The organism is Serratia sp. K1WW1 (genome assembly GCF_055790865.1).
Genome location: NZ_CM147697.1, coordinates 35,994 through 47,893, shown reverse-complemented (window position 1 = coordinate 47,893; position 11,900 = coordinate 35,994). Strand labels below are relative to the sequence as shown.

12 protein-coding genes are annotated in these 11,900 nt (G+C 53.6%); 10 read left to right on the top strand and 2 right to left on the bottom strand.

Annotated features, from left to right (window positions below):
* Positions 1 to 32: 32 nt before the first annotated feature.
* Together dnaN and dnaA are read right to left on the bottom strand one after the other, a co-directional pair.
* Positions 33 to 1,133, bottom strand: a complete 1,101-nt coding sequence (gene dnaN, locus ACX9GU_RS00235) for a DNA polymerase III subunit beta (RefSeq protein ID WP_021181393.1) — start codon at positions 1,131 to 1,133, stop codon at positions 33 to 35.
* Between the two features lie 5 nt (positions 1,134 to 1,138).
* Positions 1,139 to 2,533, bottom strand: a complete 1,395-nt coding sequence (gene dnaA / locus ACX9GU_RS00230) for a chromosomal replication initiator protein DnaA (RefSeq protein WP_021181394.1) — start codon at positions 2,531 to 2,533, stop codon at positions 1,139 to 1,141.
* 685 nt (positions 2,534 to 3,218) lie between these two features.
* Between dnaA and rpmH the strand changes: the two genes are divergently transcribed.
* The 10 genes from rpmH (at position 3,219) to ACX9GU_RS00180 (ending at position 11,850) form a co-directional block, all read left to right on the top strand.
* Positions 3,219 to 3,359: a 50S ribosomal protein L34 gene (rpmH, locus tag ACX9GU_RS00225; RefSeq protein ID WP_004093983.1), complete on the top strand. Its 141-nt coding sequence runs from the start codon at positions 3,219 to 3,221 to the stop codon at positions 3,357 to 3,359.
* A gap of 18 nt (positions 3,360 to 3,377) precedes the next feature.
* Positions 3,378 to 3,737, top strand: a complete 360-nt coding sequence (gene rnpA, locus ACX9GU_RS00220) for a ribonuclease P protein component (protein WP_473193477.1) — start codon at positions 3,378 to 3,380, stop codon at positions 3,735 to 3,737.
* The gene (gene yidD, locus ACX9GU_RS00215; RefSeq protein ID WP_025120915.1) at positions 3,701 to 3,958 is read left to right on the top strand and encodes a membrane protein insertion efficiency factor YidD; all 258 of its coding nucleotides are present in this window, start codon (positions 3,701 to 3,703) and stop codon (positions 3,956 to 3,958) included. Before rnpA ends, yidD begins: the two co-directional genes overlap by 37 nt.
* A gap of 2 nt (positions 3,959 to 3,960) precedes the next feature.
* Positions 3,961 to 5,601 (top strand): membrane protein insertase YidC, encoded by a 1,641-nt coding sequence (yidC, locus tag ACX9GU_RS00210; protein ID WP_021181397.1) that lies wholly within the window; start codon positions 3,961 to 3,963, stop codon positions 5,599 to 5,601.
* A gap of 113 nt (positions 5,602 to 5,714) precedes the next feature.
* Positions 5,715 to 7,079 (top strand): tRNA uridine-5-carboxymethylaminomethyl(34) synthesis GTPase MnmE, encoded by a 1,365-nt coding sequence (gene mnmE, locus ACX9GU_RS00205; protein ID WP_473193476.1) that lies wholly within the window; start codon positions 5,715 to 5,717, stop codon positions 7,077 to 7,079.
* 299 nt (positions 7,080 to 7,378) lie between these two features.
* Positions 7,379 to 7,639, top strand: a complete 261-nt coding sequence (locus tag ACX9GU_RS00200; protein WP_024483316.1) for a helix-turn-helix domain-containing protein — start codon at positions 7,379 to 7,381, stop codon at positions 7,637 to 7,639.
* Positions 7,639 to 8,958 (top strand): type II toxin-antitoxin system HipA family toxin, encoded by a 1,320-nt coding sequence (locus ACX9GU_RS00195; RefSeq protein WP_473193475.1) that lies wholly within the window; start codon positions 7,639 to 7,641, stop codon positions 8,956 to 8,958. Before ACX9GU_RS00200 ends, ACX9GU_RS00195 begins: the two co-directional genes overlap by 1 nt.
* Positions 8,959 to 9,230: 272 nt before the next feature.
* Complete coding sequence (locus ACX9GU_RS00190; protein WP_473193474.1) at positions 9,231 to 9,950, top strand: 4'-phosphopantetheinyl transferase family protein; 720 nt, start codon at positions 9,231 to 9,233, stop codon at positions 9,948 to 9,950.
* 188 nt (positions 9,951 to 10,138) lie between these two features.
* Positions 10,139 to 10,705: an NADPH-dependent FMN reductase gene (locus ACX9GU_RS00185; protein ID WP_473193473.1), complete on the top strand. Its 567-nt coding sequence runs from the start codon at positions 10,139 to 10,141 to the stop codon at positions 10,703 to 10,705.
* 92 nt (positions 10,706 to 10,797) lie between these two features.
* Positions 10,798 to 11,850 (top strand): alpha/beta hydrolase, encoded by a 1,053-nt coding sequence (locus tag ACX9GU_RS00180; RefSeq protein ID WP_094982464.1) that lies wholly within the window; start codon positions 10,798 to 10,800, stop codon positions 11,848 to 11,850.
* Positions 11,851 to 11,900: the final 50 nt, after the last annotated feature.

Sequence of the window (11,900 nt, the reverse complement as noted above, 5' to 3'; positions counted from 1 at the left end):
GCAAAAGGGCAAGTAAGATAGCCCGATAATTTCTACAGTCGCATTGGCATAACCACGTAGGCGGCGGACTTGCTTGCACCGTCCTCGATCTGCACGCTGGAGACGGAATCGGTCAGCAGCAGGCGCACATCTTCACACTTGAGCGCGTTCAGCACGTCCAGCACATAGCTGACGTTGAAACCAATTTCCATCTCGGTGCCATCATAGCTGACATCGAGGATCTCTTCCGCCTCTTCCTGTTCCGGGTTGTTGGCGGTGATCTTGAGCTGGTTCTGGCTGACGTACAGGCGCACGCCGCGGAACTTTTCGTTCGACAGAATGGCCGCACGGGCAAACGCCTGCTTGAGCAGGTCACAGCCCGCTTCCAGCGTTTTGTCCGGATTCTTCGGCAATACGCGGCGATAATCAGGGAAACGGCCGTCAACCAGCTTGGAGGTGAAGATAAAGTCACCGACGTGGGCGCGGATGTTGTTGCTACCAATCTGCACCCGTAGCGGCGTATCACCACCGTCCAGCAAGCGGACCAGCTCCATCACCCCTTTACGCGGCACGATCACCGAATGGGTAGGCAACTGTTGGCCAATCGGCATCGAACACACCGCCAGGCGGTGGCCGTCGGTAGCCACGGTACGCAGCTCTTCCCCTTCGGTTTCAAACAGCATACCGTTCAGGTAATAGCGCACATCCTGATGAGCCATCGAAAACTGGGTGGCTTCAATCAGGCGCTTTAACGTCGCCTGCGGCAAGGTGAACTCCACCTCGCTCTGCCAATCATCCAGATTCGGGAAGTCTATCGCCGGCAGCGTGGACAGCGAGAAGCGGCTGCGGCCAGAACGCACCAGCATACGGTCGCCTTCGAGGATCACCGTAATCTCCGCCCCTTCCGGCAGGCCACGGCAGATATCAAAGAATTTACGCGCGGGGACGGTCGTCGCGCCCGCTTCATGGGGCTGAGACAGGGCAACGCGGGCCACCATCTCCATCTCCAGATCGGTCCCTGTCAGCAACAGGGAACCTTCCGTCACCTGCAGCAGCAGGTTACCCAGAATTGGCAGCGTCGGGCGGCCACCCAGTGGGCTGCTCACCTGTTGCAGCGGTTTTAGCAGATGCTCACGTTCAACGATAAATTTCATATGGGCTATGACGACAATGTTCTGATTAAATTGGAGAAATCTTCTTTGATGTCGTGACTTTCCTCACGCAGCTGCTCGATCTTCCGGCAGGCGTGCAACACCGTAGTATGGTCGCGGCCACCAAACGCATCGCCGATTTCTGGCAGGCTGTGGTTGGTGAGCTCTTTTGCCAATGCCATCGCCATCTGGCGCGGGCGGGCAACCGAGCGCGAACGCCGTTTAGACAGCAGGTCCGCGATTTTGATTTTGTAGTATTCGGCCACCGTCTTCTGGATATTGTCGATGGTGACCAGCTTTTCCTGCAACGCCAGCAGATCCCGCAGCGCTTCTCGCACGAAATCGATGGTGATGGCGCGGCCAGTAAAGTTGGCGTTGGCGATCACCCGGTTCAGCGCCCCTTCGAGCTCACGCACGTTGGAACGCAGGCGCTTGGCGATAAAGAACGCCACTTCGCCTGGCAGACGGATATCGTTCTCGTCGGCCTTTTTCATCAGGATCGCCACGCGGGTTTCCAGCTCCGGCGGCTCGATCGCCACCGTCAGGCCCCAGCCGAAGCGGGATTTCAAACGATCTTCCACCCCGTTGATCTCTTTTGGATAGCGATCCGAGGTCAGGATGATCTGTTGATTACCTTCCAACAGGGCGTTAAAGGTGTGGAAGAACTCTTCCTGTGAACGCTCTTTGTTGGCAAAGAATTGAATATCATCGATCAGCAACGCATCCACCGAGCGGTAGTAGCGTTTGAATTCTTCAATGGCGTTATTTTGCAGCGCCTTGACCATGTCCTGCACAAAGCGTTCCGAGTGCATATACACCACTTTGGCATTGGCCTTACGCGCCATGATGCCGTTGCCTACCGCATGCAACAGGTGCGTTTTACCCAGGCCGGTACCGCCATACAGGAACAGTGGGTTATAAGCGCCCCCCGGATTGTCTGCCACCTGCCGCGCCGCAGCACGAGCCAGCTGGTTAGACTTACCCTCAACGAAGTTATCGAAGGTGTGCTTGGGGTTGACGTTGGAACGATAGGACAGCTCAGGCGGCGGTGCCGCGTTGTCCCAGCTTGGGCGGGACGGTGCAGCCGTACGCACCACCGGGGCTACCGGAGCGCTGTTGACGCTGGCCATCACGGGCTGGCTGAGGGTTTGTGTCAGTGGCTTGCTGCCCACCTCAAAACGCAACAGCGGCGCATCCGTACCGCAGAAATCATTCAACAGGCCATTGATATTGTTTAAGTACTTATCGCGAACCCAATCCAGCACAAAGCGATTGGGCGCATACAGCGCCAGGGTATTGTCACTCAGTTCCGCCTGCAATGGGCGTATCCACATACTAAATTCTGTGGCAGGTAACTCATCCTGCAATCGGGCAAGACACTGCTGCCAAAGCGAAAGTGACACGGCGGACTCCACTCGAACAAGATCAATAAAAAGAAAAGAATCAGGCTACTTTTTTATAACTCATGATTTTTGACACACGCCCGGTATTGGCTGAAAAACCTGTAGGGTATGCGAACCGCCTTTCACGGTTTATGCCCTTAACGATCCTGTTTTTGGGATCGCGATCGGAATGACGGATCATAGCGCAATCTGCGCAAGAGATCCTCCCCTTCATCACAGATTAGATCCATTTTATCCACAGCCCGTGAAGAGTGGCCAGTTTTTAATCAGCGCCGGATCGACACCGATGAGATCTGAGCCTGTGGGGCCGGGTTTTAGCACCTTTCACAGGTTATACCCGGTTATCCACGCGGACCCTTGCAGAAAACACGCAGGATCGTACGGAGATCCTTGTGATTTACCCCCGAGTCCGTATAATCTTCGCCCACGTGTGATACCTGGTTCCTTAATGGTGAGTCATTTAGCCAAGACAGGATTCTGCGGTGACCACGGGCCAACACCGGATTTTACTCCGAATTGGCAGACAACCAGGTAGGCTAGCGCGATGTGAATTGACTCAGGACTGTACAATTATTACAATCCCGCCTCTTTATGTATTGCGATTGAGGCGTCGGTCATCTTCACGCCGAGTAGCCAAACGCATTTGACTTATCAGTATTTCATTTAAGTTTAGGTAGAAATCGCTATGAAACGCACTTTCCAACCGTCCGTACTGAAGCGTAACCGTAGCCACGGTTTCCGTGCTCGTATGGCCACCAAGAATGGTCGTCAAGTTCTGGCCCGCCGTCGTGCGAAAGGCCGTACTCGTCTGACTGTTTCTAAGTAATAAAAGCTAACCCGCTGAGTGGTTAAGCTCGCTTTTCCTAGGGAGTTACGTTTGTTAACTCCCACTCATTTCACTTTCGTCTTCCAGCAGCCACAACGGGCTGGCACGCCGCAAATCACCATCCTCGGCCGCCTGAACCAGCTGGGGCATCCCCGCATCGGTCTTACCGTCGCCAAAAAACACGTCAAACGCGCGCATGAACGCAACCGGATCAAACGCCTAACCCGCGAAAGCTTCCGTTTACGTCAGCACCAGCTACCGGCGATGGATTTTGTGGTGGTGGCCAAAAAAGGGATAGCGGATTTGGATAATCGTGCACTGACGGAAGCTTTGGAAAAATTATGGCGTCGCCACTGTCGCCAGGCTCCCGCATCCTGATCGGGCTGGTTCGGGCGTATCAGCTCGTGCTCAGCCCGCTGCTTGGGCCACGTTGTCGCTTCCAGCCGACATGTTCTCATTACGCAATTGAGGCATTACGCAGGTTTGGCATGTTAAAAGGCAGTTGGTTGACATTGAAACGCGTATTAAAATGCCACCCTTTGAACCCAGGTGGCGATGATCCCGTGCCGCCGAAAACCGACGATAACAGAGAACACTAACGATGGATTCGCAACGCAATCTTCTCCTCATCGCTCTGCTGTTCGTGTCTTTCATGATCTGGCAGGCCTGGCAAGTGGACAACGCTCCGCAACCAGTAGCCACCCAGACCACGCAACAGACTGCGAACCCAGCAACCGGTGATGCCGCAAGTTCAGCTGTACCAGGCAGTGGCCAGGGTAAACTGATCACCGTTAACACTGACGTGCTGTCGCTGACCATCAATACCCGTGGTGGCGATATCGAGCAGGCTAAACTGTTGGCCTACCCGGAAACCCTGGGTTCATCGACTCCATTTACGCTGCTGGAATCCACCCCGTCATTCGTCTACCAGGCACAAAGTGGCCTGACAGGCAGAGACGGCCCGGATAACCCGGCAAACGGCGAGCGTCCTCTGTTTGAGGCGGCGCAGGATACCTTCACGCTGGCTGATGGCCAGGATGAACTGCGTATTCCGCTGACCTTTACCGGCAAAGACGGTTCGGTCTTCACCAAGACCTTTGTGCTCAAGCGTAACCATTATGCCGTTGGCGTGGACTACTCCATCGTCAACAAAAGCGCGACTCCGCTGGAACTGACCCTGTTTGGTCAGTTGAAGCAGACCACCGACTTGCCTAAGCATCGTGACACCGGCAGCAACAACTTTGCACTACACACCTTCCGTGGTGCGGCTTACTCATCCAGCGAAGACAAATACCAAAAGTATGCGTTCGACAAGGATGAGAATCTGAACGTCACCACCCAAGGCGGCTGGATTGCGATGTTGCAACAGTACTTCGCCACCGCGTGGGTGCCGCAGACTCAGGGCGTCAACACTTTCTATACCTCTAAGCCAGGTACCAACCTGTCTGCCATCGGCTTTAAAGCTGAGCCAGTGATTGTGCAACCAGGCGCTGAGAAGCAGCTGAATGCTACCCTGTGGGTTGGCCCGGAGCTGCAAGATCAGATGGCCCAACTGGCACCGCATCTGGATCTGACCGTCGATTACGGCTGGCTGTGGTTCATCTCCCAACCGCTGTTTAAACTGCTGAAGTTCATTCACAGTTTCATCGGCAACTGGGGCTTCTCGATCATCATCATCACCTTCATCGTGCGCGGCATCATGTACCCGCTGACCAAAGCGCAGTACACCTCGATGGCCAAAATGCGCATGCTGCAGCCAAAACTGCAGGCGATGCGTGAACGTATCGGTGATGACAAGCAGCGTATGAGCCAGGAAATGATGGCGCTGTACAAAGCTGAGAAGGTGAACCCGTTAGGGGGTTGCTTGCCACTGGTTATCCAGATGCCAATCTTCCTGGCCTTGTACTACATGCTGATGGGCTCGGTTGAGCTGCGTCATGCGCCGTTCATCTGGTGGATCCATGACCTGTCGGCGCAAGACCCGTACTACATCCTGCCAGTGCTGATGGGTGTAACCATGTACTTCATCCAGAAGATGTCACCAACCACCGTGACTGACCCGATGCAGCAGAAAATCATGACCTTTATGCCGGTGATCTTCACAGTGTTCTTCCTGTGGTTCCCGTCTGGTCTGGTGCTGTACTATATCGTCAGTAACCTGGTGACCATCGTCCAGCAGCAGCTGATTTACCGCGGGCTGGAAAAACGTGGTCTGCACAGCCGCGACAAGAAGAAAGTCTAGTATTGAGTTAGGCAACACCCGTAGGGGCCTGTGCCCCTACGACATCAGTCACGTTGCTAGTAGAGGCGGTCATTAGACCGCCTTTTTGCATATTGTCAGAGAGATAAACCGCTATGAACACCACCGATACCATCGCTGCTCTTGCTACTCCGCCCGGACGCGGCGGTGTCGGCATCCTGCGCATTTCAGGCCGCGGAACCAAGGACGTTGCACTGGCGGTACTCGGTAAACTGCCTAAGCCGCGTTATGCCGATTATCTGCCGTTCCGTGACGCCGAAGGCAGCACGCTGGATCAGGGGATCGCACTGTGGTTCCCCGGCCCCAATTCCTTTACCGGTGAGGACGTGCTGGAACTGCAGGGCCACGGTGGGCCGGTGATCCTCGATCTGCTGCTCAAACGCGTGTTGGCTCTGCCAGGCGTGCGGATTGCCCGCCCTGGTGAGTTCTCAGAGCGCGCTTTCCTCAATGACAAGCTGGATCTGGCCCAGGCCGAAGCCATAGCCGATCTGATCGATGCCAGTTCCGAACAGGCAGCCCGTTCAGCCATGAACTCGTTGCAAGGTGCTTTTTCCCTCCGTATCCATCAGCTGGTGGAAGCGCTCACTCACCTACGCATCTATGTAGAAGCGGCGATCGACTTCCCGGATGAGGAGATCGACTTCCTTTCGGATGGCAAAATCGAAGCCCAACTGAACAGCGTGATGGCCGATCTGGACGGCGTACGGGCCGAGGCGCGTCAAGGCAGCCTGCTGCGTGAAGGGATGAAGGTAGTGATCGCCGGGCGGCCCAACGCCGGGAAATCCAGCCTGCTCAATGAGCTGGCAGGGCGTGAAGCGGCCATCGTCACCGACATAGCAGGCACCACGCGCGATGTATTGCGCGAACATATTCATATCGATGGCATGCCACTGCACATTATCGATACCGCCGGGCTGCGGGAAGCCAGCGACGAAGTTGAGCGTATCGGCATCGAACGTGCCTGGAACGAGATCGAACAGGCGGATCGCGTGCTGTTTATGGTGGATGGCACTACAACCGCCGCCACCGAACCCGCCGAGATTTGGCCAGAGTTTATGGCACGTCTACCCAACACCTTGCCGATCACCGTCGTGCGCAACAAGGCCGACATTACCGGCGAGGCATTGGGCCTGAGCGAAGTAAATGGCCACTCACTTATTCGCCTGTCGGCGCGTACCGGTGAGGGGATCGACCTGCTGCGCGACCATCTGAAGCAGAGCATGGGCTTCACCAGCAATATGGAAGGCGGCTTCCTGGCCCGCCGCCGTCACTTGCAGGCCCTGGAGCAGGCGGCACAGCATCTGGTGCAGGGTAAAGAACAGTTAGTGAGCGCTTACGCGGGGGAACTGCTGGCCGAAGAACTCCGGTTGGCACAGCAGGCGTTGAGCGAAATCACCGGGGATTTTACCTCCGATGACCTGCTCGGGCGCATTTTCTCCAGCTTCTGTATTGGTAAGTAATTGATTTTTATTCTTACTGGTTGCTTTATCTGATCTTGTTTCATGAGAATTTCCCCCGAAGTAAGCTCTCGGGGGACACTCATGAAGATCAGCATCAAAATCCTCGCCGTTTACGGCGGGGGGAGTCACTTAAAAATTACACGCTATGGCAGGTAATAACAAAGTTACACGCTACAGCGTGTATCACAAGTTTACCCCCCTATAGCGTGTAAACTCTAATTTACCTGTTATAGCGTGTAAAATTGATTTACCTGCTTAAGCGTGTAAAGTAGAGTCATCTGGTTAACAGGATATGTGACATGAAGATCACCAATGCCAAGCAGCTCAGCATCTACTTGCGAGATGTCCGCCTCGCAGAAAATCTTTCACAAGAAAAAGTGGCCAGTAGGGTTGGGATCCGTCAAGACACCGTGTCCAACTTTGAACTCCAGCCGGGAACGACCAAATTAGAGACTTTCTTCAAAATCCTGTCTGCGCTGAATCTGGAGCTGGAAGTAAAACCCAGAGGTAGCCAGAGCTGCGAAACCAAAAGTACCGATGGTTGGAAAGAGGAGTGGTAATGGCTGACCTAGATGTCTACATGAATGGTTATAAGGTAGGGATTTTCAGCCGTGAGGGCACTGGTGCCCATATGTTCCAATACGTGGACACTTGGCTTAACCAACCTGGAAGCCGTCCTATATCGCTCTCCATGCCCTTGAGGCGACGGCCTTACAAAGGGGTAGAAGTCTACAACTTCTTCGATAACCTGCTGCCGGACAACCCTGATATCCGGGACAGGATCCTCGCACGCTACCGTGCTGACTCGACTCAACCCTTCGACCTTTTGGCACGTATCGGTGCTGACACCATTGGTGCCCTGCAACTCTTGCCACAAAATGCAGACCCGGGGGACATTCGCACCATAAACTATAAAGAGCTATCCAACCAGGAACTAGCAAGCATACTTACAGGCTACAAAGCTGGTGCCCCTCTGGGCATGATTGAGGATGTTGAAGATTTCCGAATTTCCCTGGCCGGGGCCCAAGAAAAGACGGCTCTCCTCTATCTCGAAAACCGTTGGTGTTTACCGATCGCAGCTACACCAACCACCCATATCATTAAGCTACCCATCGGAAAAATAGAAAGCCACTCATACAGTATCGACTTGTCAGACAGTGTCGAAAACGAGTATCTCTGCGCTCTAGTGGCTAAGGAATTTGGATTATCAGTCCCCCATTGCTTCATTATGCAAGTGGGTGACATAAAAGCCTTAGCAGTGGAACGCTTTGACCGCCGGTATGCCTCAGACGGCAGTTGGATCATGCGACTGCCCCAAGAAGATTTTTGCCAGGTTTTAAATGTTCCCTCGGCACGTAAATACGAAAATCAGGGTGGTCCAGGGATAAGCGAGATCATGGAATATCTGCTTGGCTCGGTGACAGCGGAAAAGGATCGCTATAATTTCATGAAGACACAGGTATTGTTCTGGTTGTTAGCCGCAACCGATGGACATGCAAAGAACTTCTCGGTGTTCATTGAGGCTGATGGGCGTTTTCGTTTAACCCCCTTGTACGACATTCTATCTGTCTACCCGGTGTTTGGTGGCAGAGGCCTTCATCCGAAAGATGCCAAGCTCGCAATGGGCCTAAAAGGAAGCAAGGGAAAGAAGTACGCTATTGAGCAAATATTCCCACGCCACTTCTTCCAAACAGCCAAAGCAGTGGGATTTGAGCGCGCCGCCATGGAGGGGATCCTGACGGAATTGGCTGGATCCGTTGATACCGTCATCGAGCGGGTAACACAGCTGTTGCCAGCAGGTTTTCCTCCCGCCATCAGTAACGCCATTTTAAAGGGCCTAAAAGCTCGTTCCGCAAGGCTGACAGTGGGCTGGGATTAGGCGACAGTGCTATTGCTGCTGCACTGTTGACAGTGGACCCTATGAGGATCTGGTACGATAAGAGAAACGACGGTGAACAATTACCCAACGTGCTAGTTTCGTTGGCTTTACCCAGACCAGCCCCGCTGCCGTACTCCTTCCACTCCGCTGCTTTTTCATTCAACAGAAGAATAATTAAGAAAAAGATCATGCGAATTCTTAATGAAAAAACTTAACGTAATGCTTACTCTAACACTCCAGTTTTTTTATGAGCCTCGGTCATGGAGTGAACAATGGCTTGTCATTTTATCCGATGGGATACGGTTGCAGAGCGTTTAGAGACCCATCGGCTGCCTAAAGACCTGATCGAAAGAACTGCTCGCTTCTCCGTCAAGCGCCGTCGGCGCTTTTTGCAAGGCCGGATCCTGTTGGCCGAAATGATATTTTATTTGTATGGTATCCCGGTACTTCCCCCCATTGCTACGGCACCGACCGGGCGCCCGTGCTTTGCCGATCATCATTTACCTGACTTCAGCCTCGCCTACGCTGGCAATACCATCGGCGTGCTACTGAGCCCGGAAGGCAAGGTAGGGTTGGATATTGAGGTGATGCGCGCACGGAGCCACAACCTGCTGCATCAATACTCCAGCGCCACGGAGAACGCGTGGATTGCGGCGCAGCACGACCGTTTGGAAGCCGAAACCCAGCTGTGGAGCATCCGCCAATGCGTGCTGAAACTGGCCGGCTTGGGTAACAGCGGCCAGGGTTTGCTGAATTTGCACCCTTTTTCCGGCCAATTACGCTGCAGCACCCTGCCTAACGTGCACGTCATGAGTGATGCCGGTGAGTATCTCAGCTGGGCCTGCGCCCATCAGCCTGGTTTGGATCGGCTGATTTGCTGGCAATATGACGATAGCCAGGGCTTACAGAAATGTGGCGAAATTTCATCACGTAATCCACCTCCCTCCACACACTTTTTGAAATTGACCAGCCTCGCCTCTGTTACACGTTGAAAGCACCGATTTAACGTCTGTCTTCAGGGGAATATGCAAAACAAAACTTTCCTTAACGCATGATTTACTGCTTTGAATTGTAAAAACAGATAAAGAATTAGACTCTACCTAGGATACATCACCTATTTGCCCTATTATCTGCTGGTTGTTCTAAGCTGAGTCTGTTCATCAGAAAAGGGAGAATCAAAATGTCAGAGCAAGCACTAAAGATCGTCACGCTACTGGGGAGCCTACGTAAAGGCTCTTATAACGCCATAGTTGCACGCGCTTTACCTCAGTTAGCTCCTCAGGGTGTCACTATCGAAGCCCTTCCCTCTATCCGCGATATCCCACTGTACGATGCAGACCTCCAGCAAGAAGAGGGTTTCCCGGCCACGGTAGAAGCCATTGCCGAACAAATCCGTCAGGCTGACGGCGTGATCATCGTAACGCCAGAATATAACTACTCTGTGCCAGGTGGTCTGAAAAACGCCATAGACTGGCTGTCCCGTTTGCCTAACCAACCGTTGGCTGGCAAACCGGTGGCGATCCAGACCAGCTCAATGGGGCCGATTGGCGGCGCACGTTGCCAATATCACCTACGCCAGATCCTGGTGTTCCTGGATGCGATGGTGATCAACAAACCTGAGTTTATGGGGGGAGTAATACAGAATAAGGTTGATGAGCAGGCGGGTGAACTGGTTGACCAAGGCACGCGGGATTTCCTGACCGGCCAGTTGTCCGCATTCAGCGACTATATCCGCCGTATAAAATAAGCTGCCAGGCGGCGCCCAGCGATAACACTATCGAAGGCGCCGTTTTTCATCGTTTTCTCATTAATATTATTGAAAAACAAAGTTATAAAATCATGCCTTTTTTTATTTTAGCCATCTTTTTGGCTTTTGCCACCAGTCCATTGTTTGCTGCACCCATGCTCTATCCTGAGGGAGAAGAGCCGCTAGAACTACCTATCCATAGCCCGCTGAGTAAACCATTGCCTCGCTCAGCCTACAATCATGAGGATAAAAAAGCCGGCGCCACATCGCTATATCTGACGCTGATGCGTGAAGATGGCCGTAATATCTGGGCCCCCTTTCAACTGGCTGCCTCCTCGGCCGAACAAGGCCAGACCGAGCTAGCCGAACGTTATCTGCAACTTAGCGCCAAGCGAGGGTTGTGGTATTACTACAATCTGCTGGAAGACGACTCGTTCAGCAGCATTCAGCAAAGTGACACCTACCGTTCAATTCTGGCCACCACCAAAGCGCGCTATCAGCAACACGCCGCAAAGTTTGAAGGTAAACCTCACTATGCCGTGCCGAGTGGCGAGCCCCCGGCCGGAGGCTGGCCAACCATCGTCTACCTCCATCCCTACGGAAAAGCCGCCACCATCATCCCTGAGGATCGGTTGCTGTTTGCCGAGGCCGGGGTGGCCTATATTGAGATAAACGGCACGCAGATGCTGGCGGAGGGGAGCTTTCGCTGGTCTAACTACAGCTCTACCAGCACCCAGAACGCCATTCAACGCACCCTGGAAAGCCTGGGACCCAAGCTGAAGCTTAATCTCCAACAGGTTTACCTGACCGCCCGTGGTCAGGGGGCACTGCACGCGGCTAACCTGATGGCCAATTACCCGCAGTTTTATTCCGGAGCGCTGCTGATTGCCCCGAAGGGTCGCCTCCTCCCAGCGAAGCATTCACTGGCAGAAAACAAACGCATCATGATTGCCTATTACGATCGACAGAATTTCAACGATCGGGCGCTGGCTCTTGATTTTGCTGACTTGTTCAGAGACAAAAATCAGGTCGAGATCGCCAATTTTGCCGAGGGGGAAGATAATATCGGTGGCTGGCAGACGCGGTATAACCGGCCTTTACGCTGGGTAATGGGTAGAGAGCAGGATGCCTCACCGGGCGCTTGAGAGTAATAGGGGCAGCATGCCCCTCAATGTTAGTGAATTTATCAGGGCCT